Consider the following 15,496-nt stretch of genomic DNA (forward strand, 5'->3'; position numbering starts at 1 on the left):
CGTCGTCAGAACATTTGGCACAACTCGCGGCGTGTGCTTGCGGAGTGTGGGCCTCGTCTTGGATTGATGTTTAAGCGGCGAGCTTGCGGTGTTGCAAGCGCCGATATTCGAGTGTCTGTCGTTTGATCCTTTCTCGTCGTTTGATGATCTCGGGTGCCCTGCCGAAGTAGGCGTCGGCAGGTGTCACATTGTCGAGGCTCTCGTGGTAGCGCTGGTGATTGTAGTGCTCGACGAACGCCTCGATTTGCTGTTCGAGATCGCCGGGCAGGCAGTAGTTTTCCAGCAGGACGCGGTTCTTCAATGTCTGGTACCAGCGCTCGATCTTGCCCTGTGTCTGCGGATGGAAGGGCGCACCGCGCACATGGTCCATTTGTTTGCCGTCGAGATAATCCGCCAGTTCCCCGGCGATGTAGTTGGGGCCATTGTCGCTGAGCAGACGCGGCCTATGCAAGACATTGGCATGATCACAGCCTGAGGCTTTCAGCGCCATATCGAGCGTTTCAGTGACGTCGCTGGCGCACATGGTCGAACACAGCCGCCAGGCGATGATGTAGCGTGAGTAATCGTCGAGCACCGTCGATAGATACATCCAACCCCACCCGATGATCTTGAAGTAGGTAAAGTCCGTCTGCCACATCTCGTTCGGGCGGGTGGTCTTCGTATGGAACACCTCTGCCGCCTTGATGACCGTGTAGGCCGGGCTGGTGATCAGATCATGTGCCTTGAGCAGAAGGTAAACCGTGGCTTCCGATACGAAGTAGCGCTTCTCGTCGGTGAAGCGCACCGCCAGTTCGCGCGGAGACAGATCGGTCTGTTCCAGCGCCATCTCGACGATCTCATCCTGGACCTCGGGCGCGATCCTGTTCCACACCCGGCTTGGCGCAGATGGCCGGTCTGCCAGTGCCTCCGGTCCGCCTTCAAGGAAGCGGTCATACCAGCGGTGGAAAGTGCGCCTTGCCACGCCGAGCTGGTCCAGCGTGCGCGTGGCTGGCAGGTGCGACTGCTCGACGATCCGGATAATCCCCAGCTTCTCGGATGCGGGATATCTCATTCTTCGTCTCCCCCATCCGCGATCATGCTTTTTTTGAGCAACCGATTCTCCAGGGTGAGGTCCGCTACGCATTCCTTCAGATCGCGGGCCTCACGGCGAAGATCCTTCACCTCGTCAGTGGTCGCAGAACGGGCCGTATCGCCAGCAAGCCTGCGCTTGCCGGCCTCCATGAACTCCTTGGACCAGGTGTAATACAGGCACTGGGCAATGCTCTCACGGCGGCACAGTTCGGCAATGGAAGCATCGCCGCGCAGACCCTCCAGAACGATCCGGATCTTGTCGTCGGCGGAGAAGTGTCGGCGAGTCTTGCGCCGAATGTCCTTTACGACCTGCTCGGCAGGCATTTTGGATTTTGAGGATTTGGGCTTCATCTTCGTTCCTTCGTCACTACGACGAAGCCCAAATCCTCCTTAACTTACAACCTCAAATCTGTGCCATAGGCGCTGACGGGGAACAAGTCCGGATGTGATGCCTCTTCTGCCTGCCTTTAGCTCAAGTTTTTCGAAGCCGACCTGCTCCATGGTTTCACCGAACCGTGGAATTTTCAAGTCGCCTCGACCGACTTGATCCAGTCGTCAATTTCTGACTCGATCCAGACAGTACATTTCGAACCCAGCGATCGAGAGCGGGGGAATGACCCGTCCCGCATCCGCTGATAGATCGCTGATCGTCGCATTCCGACGCGGGCCATAACTTCGGGTAGCCGAACAAGCCGCTCCTGAAATCTGGCTTCTCGATTAACCGTGCCGGATAATTCGGCACTCTCGCGCTTCGGGTCTGACATCCTGTCTTCCTGGTATCATAGCGATCCTCCCCAGGATTGATTGCGGGATACCAAACGCTCTCGGGTGTAGGAAAGCAAAAAGAACAGAAAAAGAACAAACGGCATAGGAATGAAGCGTTTGCGAATGAGGCGGCTCAGGTGTCTGTGCGTCGGGCCCTGGGCAGACCACTGATCCGACATTTTTCGCCAGCAAACTGCTTCAGCACCGCACGCAGTGACCACGAATCTTTTTCATACTTTTTTCATACACAATCCATGATGTCAGCTAAGTACCTGAAATCATGGTGGGCGCGACAGGGATTGAACCTGTGACCCCACCCGTGTGAAGGGTGTGCTCTACCACTGAGCTACGCGCCCGCCCCATGTGCGGCACGTCAGCAGACTGTTACTCGCTGACTGCCGGGCAGGGGCGCGCCTTTACGGAATGGCGCGGGCCCTGACAAGCACCTAGCGGGCGAAAAATGCCGCCATTTGCGCGAACCACCCATCGTCGGCGGCGGCCTCGGCCCGGGCGCGAGGCGTGACGGGGCAGGCAAGGCAATAGGCCTGCATCCCCCTGGTGCCGAGCAGCCGCTCGAGATCGGTACGGACCTGCCCCAGCAACGCCTGCTGGCGAGTCGCAACCATGCCGAATATGTCGCCGGCTGGCGCGCTTTCGCTGTCGGTGAGCAGCATGGTGCGAAGCAGGTTGTCGAACGGCTGCTGCTCGTTGCCGAGGAAGCGGACGTGCCAGTCGCCCTCTTCCAGTTCGGCCTGGGCGGCGACCCAATCGAGCGCTTCTTCGAGCCCGCCATACTGGTCGACCAGGCCGATCTGGCGCGCAGTGCCGCCATCCCATACGCGGCCCTGGCCGATGGCGTCCACACGCTCCATTGGGAGTTTGCGGGCTTCCGACACGCGGGTGAGGAAGTCGCGATAGCCGTCTTCGATCGAGCTCTGCAGGATCGCATCGACTTCCGGCGTGAAGCCCGCGATCAGATCCGGCTGTCCGGAAAGGGACGTGGTCGCCACGCCGTCGGCGTTGACGCCGTATTCCGCGGCCAGGTTTTCGAACGTCGGGATGACGGCGAAAATGCCGATCGATCCAGTGATGGTCTCCGGTTCGGCAAAGATGCGGTCGGCCGGGGTCGAGACCCAATAGCCGCCACTGGCGGCGACATTGGCCATCGAAACGGCGATGGGGATGCCCTTCGCCTTGTGCCGCAGTACCGCATCGCGGATCGCTTCGCTCGCAAGGACCGAGCCGCCCGGCGAATCGACGCGGACGATCAGCCCGGCGAGATCGTCGGACAGGGCAGCGTCGAGCAATTCGGCGATGCGGTCGCCGCCAGCGGTGCCCGGGCCAGCCTCGCCATCGACGATTTCTCCGGCGACGGTGACAACGCCGATGGCGCTGCCGGATGTGTCGCGCGCATTGTCGGAAAGCCACGCGTCATAAGCGGTGTGAGCGAAGGCGCCCGGGCGTTCTTCCCAATCGTCCTCGCCGGCGATTTCCGCCACCCGCTCGCCGAATTCGACGCGGCTGCCCAGCGTATCGACGAGGCCTGCCGCAAGCGCCGCCTGCGCCAGATCGCCCTGGCTCGCTGCGACCCATTCGGCAGGGGACCCGGTCACGGTGTCGAGATCAATGGCAGGGCGCGCTTTCTTGACCTTGGCCTGCCATTCTTCCCACAGCGCGCCGTACAGGGCCTGCGCGTTTTCGCGGGCTTCGGGTGACATGTCGCTGCGGTCGAAGGGTTCGACGGCGGACTTGTAGGTGCCCACCTTGTAGATGCGGGCGTTGATATTCAGGTCTTCGAGAAACTGGCCGAAATAGAGGCGGTTGCCACCGGGTCCGGCGATGATTGCACCGCCGAGCGGGTCCAGCCAGACTTCGCTGGCATGCGCCGCCAGCATCATCGCGTCGTCGCCGTAGCCGATACCGTAAGTGAGAACCGGCTTTTCCGCGTCGCGCGCACGTTGCAGGGCTTCGCCGATGTCCTGCAAATGCACATGTCCGCCGCCGAGAAAGCCCGTCAGGTCGAGCACGATGGCCTTGATCCGGTCGTCGCCCGTTGCGGCGTCGATAGCATGGACAAGGTCCTGCGCGTCGTATTCGCCGATCGGAGCCGTTCCGCTGAGAAAGAGTTCGAGCGGGTCGATCACGCTCTTTTCCTCGACCACGACGCCGTCGAGCTCGAGCAACAGCGCGCCTTCGCGGACCTGTGCCGGGCTCGGGCGCGCGGTGAGGACGGCATAGAGCGCCATGAAGAAGAGCAGCAGAAACAGCAGGCTGAGACCGTCCTTGATCCCGACCAGCAGTTTCCAGACACCTTTTGCGAACGCCATGCGTCAAAACCCTTGTATTGCCTGGCTGACACATAGGCAGCCAAACCGCGCATCGCCAGCCGAAACCGCTTGAGCGCTCAACATGGCTCGACTAAAGGCTGCGCTTTAATGACAAGCGACGGCACACCCACGCAATCCGGCCGCTATCCTGCGGGCGGGCACGCGTTTCCGCACGGCAGCCTGACCGGTATCGCCCAGCTCGAACGGCATGAGATCCTCTACCTGCTCGACGAGGCTGAGCAGTGGGTCGATTTCAACAGGCAGAGCGAAAAACACTGCGATTTGCTGGCCGGCCTTACGATCATCAACGCCTTCTTCGAAAACAGCACGCGCACGCTGCTTAGCTTCGAGATTGCGGGGAAGCGGCTGGGGGCGGATGTCGTCAACATGCATGCGGCGCAGTCTTCGGTGAAGAAAGGCGAGACGCTGATCGATACCGCGATCACGCTCAATGCCATGCGCGCCGACGCTATCGTCATCCGGCACGGCTCCAGCGGGGCGGTGGACCTGATTGCGAGCAAGGTCGATTGCCCCGTGCTCAATGCCGGCGACGGCCAGCACGAACATCCGACGCAGGCGCTGCTCGATGCGCTGGCGTTGCGGCATGCACTGGAAGCGCGGGGCGAGGGGTCGGAGGATTTTACCGGCCTCACGATCACCATCTGCGGCGATATCCTGCACAGCCGCGTCGCGCGCTCCAACATCCTGTGCCTTCAGGCGATGGGGGCGAGCGTGCGGGTCTGCGCGCCGCCGGCGCTGATGCCGGTCGGGATCGAGCGGATGGGGGCGGAGCCGTTCCACGATTTCGATGCCGCGCTCAAGGGCTGCGATGTCGCGATGATGTTGCGTTTGCAGACCGAACGCATGAGCGGGCAATTTATCCCCTCGGCGCGCGAGTATCACCATTTGTACGGGCTCACGCAGCACCGTTTGCAGCGCTGTGCCCCCGATGCGCTGGTCATGCACCCCGGGCCGATGAATCGCGGGGTCGAGATCGACAGCGATGTCGCCGACATGCTCGATCGCTCGATCATTACGCGTCAGGTCGAGATGGGCGTCGCCGTACGCATGGCTTGCCTGGACATCTTGACGCGCAAGGGGCGCGGGCTGCCCGGCTGGCAGGGCGACCTCGGCAAGGGGCAATGGGCATGAAGCAGCAGCGCCCCCTTCTGATTACGAACGGCAAGGTCGTCACCCCCGACGGGGTCCGCGAGCAGCCGATAGTTTGCATCGATGGCCGCATCGCCGCCGTCGACGCCTCAGAGGCACAGGGAGACGTCGACACGCTCGATGCGAGAGGACGCATCGTCGCTCCTGGTATCGTCGATCTCGGCGTCTTCGCCATCGACAAGCCGGCCTTCCATTTCGGCGGAATCACCCGCGCGGCGCTGATGCCCGACCAGTCGCCGCCGCTCGACCTGCCGAGCCGGGTCAACTACATCGCCAAAAGCGGCAAGCCGGATTTGTGGGTGCACCCGCTCGCGGCGGCTACGCAGGAACTCAGCGGTGAAGATCTGGCGGAATTCGCCTTGATGCGCGAAGCCGGTGCCCGCGGTATTGCGACAGGGCGACGCTGGATTGCCGACAGCGGAGTGATGCTCCGCGTGCTGCGCTATGCCGCGATGCTCGATCTCGTCGTGGTCAGCCATGCCGAGGACGGCGGGATCGCCGGGGAAGCTGTGGCGACGGCCGGCGAGATGGCGACGCGCCTCGGATTGCCGAGCGCGCCTGTCGAGGCCGAAGCGCTGGCGGTTGCACGAGACATCGCGCTCGCCGAGATGAGCGGGGCGCGGCTGCATTTCCGGCAGGTCACGACGAGGGCAGCGCTCGATCTGGTGCGCGCGGCCAAGGCGAGAGGCGTGGCGGTAACGGCCGGGGTCACGCCGGCGCATTTCATGCTATCCGATCTCGCGACCGGCGATTTCCGGACCTTCGCGCGGCTCTCGCCACCTCTGCGCGAAGACAGCGACCGGCTCGCGGTGGTCGAAGCGATCGGCGACGGCACGATCGACGTCATTTCGAGCGGACACGATCCGCGCGGACCCGAAGACAAGCGCCTGCCGTTCAGCGATGCGGAGCCCGGCATGGCCGGCGCCGAGACGCTGCTGGCGATGACCCTTTCCCTGGTGCGTGACAACGTACTTTCACTGGAACGCGCATTCGAGCTTCTGTCGGCCAATCCGGCGCGCCTATTGGGTGTCGAAGCTGGCACACTCGAAGCGGGTCGCGAAGCGGACATCTTGCTGGTGGATACGGATAAACCCTGGGTTGTCTCGACCGCCAGGATGACGGCAAGTGCAGGCAATACGCCCTTCGACGGGCAGCCTGTGCAGGGTCGCGCCATTGCTGTGGTCAAGGGCGGTGTGCAGGTAATCGCAAATTAGGCAACAGCGCCCAACATAGGTTAAGGCGCTTGGTATACGGGATCGCTACACGGCAACACAGGGATCTCCACTGTGGACGAAGACGACGACATGATCGGCAAACGTGCTGAGCGCCGGAAAACCGTAGGCATCCAGGGCCGGTATCGTACCGGGTCGGGCGTGCCGCGCGATGTATGGGTGACCGATCTTTCGAAGACCGGGTGCCGGTTCTACGACAAGTTCGGGACGATGCAGCCGGGCAAGGCGCTGACGCTGCGGCTCGGACCGGTCGGGCCGATCCCTGCCACCGTGCGCTGGTGGAACAATCACGTCAACGGCATCGAATTCGAGCAGCCGCTGCACGATTCGGTCTACCAGCACATCTGCGACAATCTTAGCGAGACGCCTTCGTCCGACCTGCTCGGCTGGGACAACGAATAAGAATGCCCCTCCCGGCGCGAAACCGGAAGGGGCAGTCGCTCGCTAGAGCTCGGTAATCTGTCTGGACCGCCTTAGCGGCGCGCGAGGCGGTAGCTGCGATCGACAGCGCCCGGCAGTGGGCGACCGTCGGCCCAGGCAATGCAGCCCTGGCCGCGAGCCTTGACCTTGCCGCACATGCTATTGGCGGACGCGACCTGGAAGCCGCCGGCCGAAACCCGGAAGTAAGTCTTGCCGCGAACCTTGGCCTGCGTGATCACCATCTGGTAATCGCTCAGTTCGGGATGCCGCTTGGCATAGACGCCCCAGGCGCGGCGTGCCCCGCTTTCGGAGCGGAAGCTGCCGAGTTGGATGAGGTGCGAGCCATCGGCGCTGACCGGACGGGCTGCGACGCGGTTCGTCGGTTGCGCGGCGCCCCGGCGTGCCGGTGCGCTCTGGACGACCGGATCGGAAACGAATTTGACTGCATTGGCCGCGACCTGCGCCACCGTGGCACCCGTTGGAGCGGGCGCCTTGAAGGCATCTTCGAAGCTTTCCGGCGCACGCACAGCGGGAGCTGCAACGGCAACCTGCGGGGCCGGCTCGACCGGACGCGCACCAACCGGCACGGCATCGAGCGGCGGCAGTTCTCTCGGAGCCTGCCTGCTGGCCACGAAACCTTCGACCGGCGGAAGTTCGCCGGCGGCAGGTGCGGCGGCTGCCACGCGGACCGACGGGTCCATGGCGGCGGCTTCGGCAGCGAGCTGTTCGGCGCTCGGATTGTTGCCCAGCGCTAGCTGGACCGGTTGGCCGGCATCGGCGCGCACCGGCACATCGAGCAGTCCTGCAACGCGCTGCTGGTAGTCTTCGGGTTTTGCCATATGCGCCCACTTGCTGATGCGGGCATCAAGCTCCGTCGGCGAAACGTCTTCTGCTGCCATTACACGGGCAGCGCGCCAGTTGCCCTGCAAGGCGTAGGCGTAGGCGAGGTTCTGGCGCAGCTTGGGCGTCGACTCGCCACCGCGCAGGGCCGTGCCAAGGACGTGGACGCCGCGGTCGGCTTCACCGGCGAGCGCCAGTGCGAGGCCGAGATCGGCAGCCGGAATATCGTCGCGCCAATCGTCGAGCACGGCGATGGCGCGGGCATTGTCGCCCTTGCCGATGGAAGCGAGCGCATAGCCGAGCGCGGTGCGGGCCGAGGTGTCGCCCAGTTTCATCGCATCGTCGAAGCTGGTCGCAGCCGAAGCAAAGCGGCCGGCATCGAGATAGGCGGCGCCAAGTACGGCGCGATAGGCCGCGTTGCGCGGTTCGGCGAGCACGGCGGCCTCGGCACTGGCGACAGCCTGGTCGCTGTCGCCTTTCTGCAGCGCGGTCTGCGCCTTGCTGGCCGACACGTCGGCGCGTGGAGCGCCCTGTGCGCTGCAACCGGCGAGCGTTACCAGCCCGAGGGCCGAGGTGAGTGCCAGTGCGGCGGTGCGATTGATGCGTGCCATGGTTCGTTTCCCCCTTTGGGTTCGTATCAGCGCCGCTGAACCTGAGCGGCGATTGAAGAAAGTTCGGGCATGTCGTCGAGCAATTTGTCGAGCGCTTCGGTGACGATTGCCTGCGCGCTGGCACCCCTGACGGTGCTGGCAAGGCGCAGCTTGAGATGGCGTTCGGCGTCGAGCCGCAACGTAAAGGCCGCGCGCTTGCCGCGATCGAGCGCGGAGCGGCGCGTCCGCGTCGGCCGCTTCGGCGGGGCAGGCTCGGCCACACGTTCGGCCAGGTCCTGCTGTTGCTTGCGAATGACGGGTTGTTCGGCGGTGTGGAGCGCTTTGTCCGACGCCCGATCGGCCTGGCGCGCTTCGGCCTGCGATTGCTCGTTGGCGGGTTCCGGCGTCAGCGGGAGGACATTCGACTGCCTGCCGTCCGCTTCGCTTTCGTCACCCATGTCGTTCCAGCCGAGATCTTCGAGATTGGCAGCGACGTCGGAGCCGTTGGGATTGAGCGGCGCGAGCTGCGGGCGCATGGCCGGCTTGGCACCACCCTTGCGGGCGAGCAGGGACGGATTGAGAGAGGCGAAGGATGCTTCGTTCATGACCTGCTTGCGCCTCGCTTACTGGGCCACGCGGCGGCCGAAGCCCCCGGCGGGGCGATGCGCACCCGCAACCTGGGAGACCGAGCCCGGAGCGGCGAACACGGTGCGGCGGAAATTCTTTTCGAGACGGTCGGCGATATAGCCCCACAGCGCGGTCACTTCGGCAGCGCTGCGGCTTTCGGGATCGACTTCCATCACGGTGCGGCCGTCGATCATCGAGGCCGCGAAATCGGTGCGGTGGTGCAGCGTGATCGGCGCGACGGTGCCATGCTGCGACAGCGCGACGGCGGCTTCGCTGGTGATCTTGGCCTTGGGCGTCGCTGCATTGACGACGAAGACGAGCGGCTTGCCGGCGCGCTCGCACAGGTCGACCGTAGCGCCCACGGCGCGCAGATCGTGCGGGCTGGGGCGGGTCGGGACGACAATGAGTTCGGCGACCGAGATAACCGACTGGATCGCCATGGTGATGGCGGGCGGCGTATCGATCACGGCCAGCTTGAAACCCTGCTGGCGCAGGATCTGCAGGTCGTTCGCGAGCCGCGCGACGGTGGTCTGGGCAAATGCCGGATATTCCGCTTCGCGCTCGTTCCACCAGTCGGCGAGCGAGCCCTGCGGGTCGATATCGATCAGTACAACCGGCCCAGCGCCCGCGCGCTGTGCCTGAACGGCGAGATGGCCGGACAATGTCGTCTTGCCCGAGCCGCCTTTTTGCGATGCCAGTGCCAATACGCGCACAGGTCGATCCCCCTGGTTTTGTCCGTTCAGCCCACGCCTTTCGCGGGCCGTCTTCCGGTGGGATCGCAGGATACCCCTAATTTTGAGTTAACGACGCGCTTAACGAATTGGCCGGACGGACCGGCAAATCGGCCCTGCCGCCGAGCGGGTTAGAAAATCTTTGCTAACGCCCTGTTTACTATGCCACCCTATGTGCAATGGCCGGAGACGGGCCTTTTCCGCTCCGCTCACGCGAGGGTACGCCTGGATATGACCGCACGCATTCAAGCATTGTTCGCCAGTATGGCGCTGGGGCTAACCGCATTGGCGGGAGCTGCGCTGGCCGACGTGAAATCCGGGGTCGATGCCTGGTCGGCGGGCGATTATGCGCGCGCCATAAAGGAATGGCGCGGCCCTGCCACGAAGGGCGATCCCGACGCGCAATTCAACATGGCGCAGGCCTATCGCCTTGGCCGCGGGGTCGAGCAAAACCTGAAGCAGGCGGAAGTCTTTTATGCCAAGGCGGCGGCTCAGGGCCATTTGAAAGCGGCCGACAATCTCGGCCTGCTGCTGTTTCAGGGCGGGCGGCGCGAAGAGGCGATGCCCTACGTCAAGGCTGCGGCCGAACGCGGGGACCCACGCGCGCAGTATCTGATCGGCATCGCGCATTTCAACGGCGACCTGGTCGAGAAGGATTGGGTGCGTGCCTATGCCCTGCTGACGCTCGCCAATGCCGCCGGACTGCCGCAGGCCGGCCCGGCGATCCGGCAGATGGACGATTTCATCCCGCTCGAGCAGCGCCAGCAGGCGCAGCCGCTCGCCGCGCAGATCAAGCGCGATGCCGATGTGCGCCGCTCCAGCCAGCTTGCTGCGGCCGATCTCGGCGGCTCGCCGCCACCTCAGATCGCCGCTGCGGTTCCGGCGCGACCGGCTCCGCGCGCTTCCGACGCGACCCGCCTGCCTCCGGCGGCGGCGCGCATTCCCCAGCCGATCGCGCCAACGCCAGTCGCCCCTTCTGTTGCAGCGGCCCAGGCAGCGATCGCCGAAGCGACGCGCGTCACCGGAACGCAGAGCCCGGCCGATGCAGGGGCCACCTTCGCCGCCCGCGAAGCGCCGCCTCGTGCTGCCCCGGCCCGAACTGCGACGCCGCGACCGGCGGTCGACCAGCCCGTTCGCGTGGCAGCCGCTCCGACGGCCCGCACAGCGCCTCCGCCTGCTCCCGTCGCCGCGCCGCAGACACGCGCGGCAGACGGACCGTGGAAGGTGCAGCTCGGCGCGTTTTCGGTCCGCTCCAATGCCGACAATCTGTGGGCGCGCCTGTCGGGCCGCAACGAACTCGACGGGACCGCCAAGCTTCTCGTACCTGCCGGCCGATTGACCAAACTGCAGGCCGGCGGCTTCGCCAGCCGCAGCGCCGCGCAGGATGCCTGCAACGCGCTCAAGCGCAGCGGACAAAGTTGTCTCGTAACTCGATAAACGCCCTTTGGGCTTGCAGCCCTGCGTGATAGGTCTTCCCGCACAGGGAGGGCAATTATGGCGACCACAACCGAGCCGGCCAGCGATCGACCTGCCACGCCGGACGGCGTCGCGCCGGTATCGGCCAAAGACGGGCAGCGGCTCGCGAGCCTCGATTTCATTCGCGGTATCGCGGTGCTGGGCATCCTTGCCGCCAACATTGTCGCCTTCGGCCAGCCCTTCGCGGCCTATATGTATCCCGCTGCCTTCACCGTCCCGCATTCTGCCGCCGAAGACTGGATGTGGGTCGGCCAGTTCGTGCTGATCGACAACAAGATGCGCGGCCTGTTCACGATCCTGTTCGGGGCGGGCATGATGCTGTTCATGGAAAAGGCATGGGCCCGCGGCGCGAGCCGGTGGCTGCAGGCGCGGCGGCTGGCGTGGCTCGGTCTCTTCGGCCTGATCCACTACTTCCTGATCTGGCGTGGCGACATCCTGTTCTCCTATGCCGCCTGCGGACTGCTCGCGTTGTTGCTGGTGCGGGTCAGTGCCAAGTGGCAGCTTCGCCTGGGCCTGATGGGCTATGTCACGGGAGCGTTGCTTTGGGGCGGGATGATGAGCATGATGGTCCTTGCCGCCGATACCGATCTCGGCGCGCCGGGCCAGCCGATGGCCGAATTCGCGGCGGAGCTGGAGTCGGGCAAGCAGGAAGCGCTGGCCGATGGAGCGTTGCAGACCGAATTGATTTCCGAAGGGCGTTACGGCGATTTTGTGGCGCATATGTTCGGCGAGCATGCCGGTGATCTCGCCTTTTTCATCTTTCTCTGGATGTTCGAGACCCTGCCGCTGATGCTGATCGGCATGGCGCTCTACCAGTTCGGTTTTTTCAGCGGCGGGCTCGATCCCGGCAAGATGAAGCGCTGGGGCTGGATCGGATTGATCGTCGGCGGAGCGATCAGCCTGTGGATCGCGCTCTGGGTGCGCGAAGGCGGCTTCACCTATTACGGCACGCAGGCAGCGATGGTGGGTTTCAGCTACCTGCCGCGTCTCGCCATGATCCTCGGCCTTGCGGCCTTGCTGGCCCTGGGGGGACCCAAGGCGACCGGCTGGCTCGGCGAGCGCCTGAGCTTTGCGGGGCGTGCGGCGTTTACGAACTACCTCGGCACGTCGATCGTGATGCTGCTCGTTTTCCACGGCTGGGCGCTCGGCCTGTTCGGTGAACTGGGGCGCACGGAACTCTATGGCGTGATGGTGCTTGCCTGGGTGCTGATGCTGGCATGGTCGAAGCCGTGGCTGGAGAAATTTCGTTACGGCCCGCTCGAATGGTTTTGGCGCTGCCTGACTTACGGAAAAATTTTCCCGCTTCGCCGCTAATCCTCTTGCTATTGAGAACTGTTCGCATAAATTGGCTCTTGCGAATCACTCGCAGGAGAACACGCCGACATGTATGTCTGCATCTGCAATGCCATCCGGGAGGCCGAATTGCGCGCGGTTGCCCACCGCACTTCGGGCGATGCGGAAGAGGCCTATGCAGCACTCGGCAAGGTGCCCAATTGCGGCAACTGTCTGTGTGAAGCGGACGAGATCCTGTTCGAAGAGCGCGAACTGAGCTGCAAACGCGTCGCAGCATAAGGCAATTCACCGCTACTGCTAATCGCTCGCAAATGGCGGAATTCTGCGGTTTTTCGGCCTTTCCCCCTTGTCCGACAGCGCCTGCGCGGCGTATGTGATGGTGCAATTCGCATCACAGGAGTCGGGCCATGAAGGGTGACGCAAAAGTCATCGAATATCTCAACAAGGCGCTCACCAACGAGCTGACCGCGATCAACCAATACTGGCTGCACTACCGCGTGCTGGCCGATTGGGGCGTGACAAAGCTGGCCGAATACGAGCGCAAGGAATCGATCGAAGAGATGCACCATGCCGACCGGCTGGCCGAGCGCATTCTCTTCCTCAATGCGCTGCCCAATTTCCAGGCCATCCATAAATTGAAGGTCGGCGAGACGGTCGAGGAAATCCTCAAGGCCGACTTGGCTTTGGAAGAGGAAGCGATCCCGCTGCTGCGCGATGCTGCCGAGCATGCCAATAGCGTGCGCGATTATACCTCGGAGCAATTGTTCGAGGATATCCTCGCGAACGAGGAAGAGCATGTCGATTTCCTAGAAACCCAGTTCGACATGATCGAGAAGATGGGGCTGCAGAATTATGTCCAGCTGCAAAGCCACCCTGCCGGCGAACACGAAACGCAGGCCGGCCGTCCCTGAGCCGAGAGCGCCCCGCTAGCTGCCTTCGTCCGGCCCGTCGCCGCGTTGGCCGCTGGCGGCGACGATAGTCTCTGTCGCGAACAGGATCAGCCCGGCGATCAGGAAGCCCATGGTCGCGATCCAGGCGATCGCGGTGACGGTGCCGATCTGCGGCGTGATGAAAGCGCTGACGAAGAGCAATGCGATTACGACGCAGATGGTCAGCGCGGCCGCCGTGCTGAAAATCATCGCGCGCTGCGCCAGTTTGCGCCTGCGCTTCAGCCGCCCGAGCTCGCGCCGCACCGAAGAACCGCGGTTCTCTTCCATGCGCTCTTCGAGCCGCTCGATACGATTTGCGACCCAGATCAACCGCGCCATCATGACGTTCATCACTGCGCCGATCGCTGCAAGCAGGAAGGCCGGGGCGAGGCTCAGACGAACGATTTCCTGTACGCGCAAAGTGCTGGACGTGCGCTCCAGCAGATCGCTGGCGATGTTTCCGCCGGTCGCGGCAAGCATGTCCCAAAGCATCAGCCGCGATCCGATCCGGTACTGTAATTGCCGCCGCCACCCCGGTTGGCATTATAGGGGTTCTTGGGGCTCTTGAGCACGACCCGCACCGGGACCGCTTCGAAGCCGAGCTTCGCCCTGATGCCGTTGACGAGGTAGCGCTCGTAACTCTTGGGCAGCGCTTCGAGCCGCGTGCCGAACACGACGAATCGCGGCGGGCGGGTACCGGCCTGCGTGATGTAGCGCAGCTTGATACGGCGGCCACCGGGTGCAGGGGGGGGATTGGCGTCCAGCGCATCGTCGAACCAGCGGTTGAGCGCAGCGGTCGGCACGCGCTTGGACCAGCTTTCGCGGATCTCGAACGCGGCGCGCAGCATCTCGTCGAGACCCTTGCCGGTCTTGGCGCTGACCGCGAACAGCGGCAATCCGCGCACTTGGCTAAGCCCTTCGTCGAGCGCGGCGCGGATGCCGTTGAAAAGGTAGGAAGCGTCTTCGGCAATGTCCCACTTGTTGATCGCGATCATCAGCGCGCGGCCTTCTTCCAGCACCTTGCTGGCGATCTTGAGATCCTGATGCTCCAGCCCCTGCGTCGCATCGAGCAGCAGGACAACGACTTCGGCAAAGTCCACCGCGCGGAAGGCATCGGCAACGGAGAGCTTCTCCAGCTTCTCGGTCACCCTGGCGCGCTTGCGCATGCCGGCAGTGTCGATCAGGCGGATGTCGCGAGGCTCGCCGGACTTTGGGTCGGTCCATTGCCAGTCGACCGAGATGGAATCGCGCGTGATCCCTGCTTCCGGGCCGGTGAGAAGGCGGTCCTCGCCCAGCAAGCGATTGATCAGCGTCGACTTGCCGGCATTGGGACGACCGACGATGGCGAGCTTGAGCGGGCCGAGCGGCGCATCTTCGTCGTCCTCATCGCCCTCGCCGACTTCCGCAGCCTCGGCAGCGGCGCGTTCGGCGTCCTTCTCGAAATGGCCGATATGGGGCCACAGACCTTCGAACAAGTCGGCAATGCCTTCGCCGTGCTCGGCGGATACCGGGGCGGGATCGCCGAGACCGAGCGCATAGGATTCGAGCAGGCCGGCATCGCCTGCCTTGCCTTCGGCCTTGTTGGCGACGAGCACCACCGGCACCTCGACCGTGCGCAGCCAGCGGGCGATCTCTTCATCGAGCGGGGTGATCCCGGCGCGGGCGTCGATAACGAACAGCGCGGCATCGGCGCCTTCGAGACTGACTTCGGTCTGCGCGCGCATCCGCCCGGGCAGGCTGTCCTTGTCGTCGTCTTCCCAGCCGGCGGTATCGACGACCGTGAACTCCATGCCCGCCAGTTCGGCATCGCCCATGCGGCGGTCGCGCGTCACGCCCGGCTGGTCGTCGACCAGCGCGAGCTTCTTGCCGACAAGCCGGTTGAACAGCGTCGACTTGCCGACATTGGGGCGGCCTATGATGATGACGGTCGGCTTGAGGTGGTGAGGCATGATGGAGGCGCAGGTGGTCGCTTCGCGGGCGCTTGGCAAGTGAGATGTCGTGTATGGTAAATTTCGGTTTACCACA

The 15,496-nt window shown here is 64.1% G+C and carries 15 protein-coding genes and 1 tRNA gene; 7 read left to right on the forward strand and 9 right to left on the reverse strand.

Annotation, left to right across the window (positions count from 1 at the left end; genetic code table 11):
* Positions 1-70: 70 nt before the first annotated feature.
* From EL2594_RS01000 to sppA, 4 genes are all read right to left on the reverse strand, one after another.
* A protein-coding gene (locus EL2594_RS01000; protein ID WP_153038126.1) for an IS3 family transposase occupies positions 71-1,422 on the reverse strand; the annotation gives its coding sequence in 2 pieces (ribosomal slippage) (positions 71-1,084 and positions 1,087-1,422; 1,350 coding nt in all).
* Between the two features lie 173 nt (positions 1,423-1,595).
* A complete protein-coding gene (locus tag EL2594_RS15715) occupies positions 1,596-1,835 on the reverse strand; it encodes an AlpA family phage regulatory protein (protein WP_011413172.1) in 240 nt (79 codons plus the stop codon).
* 282 nt (positions 1,836-2,117) lie between these two features.
* Positions 2,118-2,192 (reverse strand) — tRNA-Val (locus EL2594_RS01010).
* Between the two features lie 90 nt (positions 2,193-2,282).
* Complete coding sequence (gene sppA / locus EL2594_RS01015; RefSeq protein ID WP_011413173.1) at positions 2,283-4,163, reverse strand: signal peptide peptidase SppA; 1,881 nt, start codon at positions 4,161-4,163, stop codon at positions 2,283-2,285.
* Positions 4,164-4,271: 108 nt separating this feature from the next.
* On the opposite strand from sppA, the gene EL2594_RS01020 reads away from it, so the two are divergent.
* The 3 genes from EL2594_RS01020 (at position 4,272) to EL2594_RS01030 (ending at position 6,967) form a co-directional block, all read left to right on the forward strand.
* Positions 4,272-5,315 (forward strand): aspartate carbamoyltransferase catalytic subunit, encoded by a 1,044-nt coding sequence (locus EL2594_RS01020; RefSeq protein ID WP_011413174.1) that lies wholly within the window; start codon positions 4,272-4,274, stop codon positions 5,313-5,315.
* On the forward strand, positions 5,312-6,547 hold the full coding sequence (locus EL2594_RS01025; RefSeq protein WP_041685485.1) for a dihydroorotase: 1,236 nt from the start codon (positions 5,312-5,314) through the stop codon (positions 6,545-6,547). Before EL2594_RS01020 ends, EL2594_RS01025 begins: the two co-directional genes overlap by 4 nt.
* Positions 6,548-6,619: 72 nt before the next feature.
* Positions 6,620-6,967: a PilZ domain-containing protein gene (locus tag EL2594_RS01030; RefSeq protein ID WP_011413176.1), complete on the forward strand. Its 348-nt coding sequence runs from the start codon at positions 6,620-6,622 to the stop codon at positions 6,965-6,967.
* Between the two features lie 71 nt (positions 6,968-7,038).
* On the opposite strand, the gene EL2594_RS01035 is transcribed toward EL2594_RS01030, so the two are convergent.
* Genes EL2594_RS01035 through EL2594_RS01045 form a run of 3 tightly spaced genes read right to left on the reverse strand, consistent with a single transcriptional unit; the run spans position 7,039 to position 9,755 of the window.
* Entirely contained in the window at positions 7,039-8,436 is a 1,398-nt protein-coding gene (locus tag EL2594_RS01035; protein ID WP_011413177.1) for an SPOR domain-containing protein, read from the reverse strand.
* A gap of 26 nt (positions 8,437-8,462) precedes the next feature.
* The gene (locus tag EL2594_RS01040; protein ID WP_011413178.1) at positions 8,463-9,020 is read right to left on the reverse strand and encodes a hypothetical protein; all 558 of its coding nucleotides are present in this window, start codon (positions 9,018-9,020) and stop codon (positions 8,463-8,465) included.
* 18 nt (positions 9,021-9,038) lie between these two features.
* Positions 9,039-9,755 carry a ParA family protein gene (locus EL2594_RS01045; protein WP_041684947.1) on the reverse strand — a complete coding sequence of 239 codons (717 nt, stop codon included), beginning with the start codon at positions 9,753-9,755 and terminating at the stop codon, positions 9,039-9,041.
* 249 nt (positions 9,756-10,004) lie between these two features.
* Here EL2594_RS01045 and EL2594_RS01050 point away from each other — a divergent pair, with 249 nt between their 5' ends.
* The 4 genes from EL2594_RS01050 (at position 10,005) to bfr (ending at position 13,453) form a co-directional block, all read left to right on the forward strand.
* On the forward strand, positions 10,005-11,210 hold the full coding sequence (locus tag EL2594_RS01050; RefSeq protein WP_011413180.1) for an SPOR domain-containing protein: 1,206 nt from the start codon (positions 10,005-10,007) through the stop codon (positions 11,208-11,210).
* A 57-nt stretch (positions 11,211-11,267) separates the two neighbouring features.
* The gene (locus tag EL2594_RS01055) at positions 11,268-12,563 is read left to right on the forward strand and encodes a DUF418 domain-containing protein (protein ID WP_011413181.1); all 1,296 of its coding nucleotides are present in this window, start codon (positions 11,268-11,270) and stop codon (positions 12,561-12,563) included.
* A gap of 69 nt (positions 12,564-12,632) precedes the next feature.
* Positions 12,633-12,821, forward strand: a complete 189-nt coding sequence (locus EL2594_RS01060; protein ID WP_011413182.1) for a (2Fe-2S)-binding protein — start codon at positions 12,633-12,635, stop codon at positions 12,819-12,821.
* A gap of 128 nt (positions 12,822-12,949) precedes the next feature.
* Positions 12,950-13,453 carry a bacterioferritin gene (gene bfr, locus EL2594_RS01065; protein WP_011413183.1) on the forward strand — a complete coding sequence of 168 codons (504 nt, stop codon included), beginning with the start codon at positions 12,950-12,952 and terminating at the stop codon, positions 13,451-13,453.
* A gap of 15 nt (positions 13,454-13,468) precedes the next feature.
* Here bfr and EL2594_RS01070 read toward each other — a convergent pair whose 3' ends face one another.
* Both EL2594_RS01070 and der read right to left on the reverse strand, forming a co-directional pair.
* Positions 13,469-13,963 carry a DUF2721 domain-containing protein gene (locus tag EL2594_RS01070; protein WP_011413184.1) on the reverse strand — a complete coding sequence of 165 codons (495 nt, stop codon included), beginning with the start codon at positions 13,961-13,963 and terminating at the stop codon, positions 13,469-13,471.
* Positions 13,963-15,420, reverse strand: coding sequence for a ribosome biogenesis GTPase Der (gene der / locus EL2594_RS01075; protein WP_011413185.1), 1,458 nt, complete (start codon positions 15,418-15,420; stop codon positions 13,963-13,965). The genes EL2594_RS01070 and der overlap by 1 nt, the downstream gene beginning before the upstream one ends.
* Positions 15,421-15,496 lie beyond the last annotated feature (76 nt).

Source organism: Erythrobacter litoralis HTCC2594, assembly GCF_000013005.1.
Lineage (GTDB): Bacteria > Pseudomonadota > Alphaproteobacteria > Sphingomonadales > Sphingomonadaceae > Parerythrobacter > Parerythrobacter litoralis_A.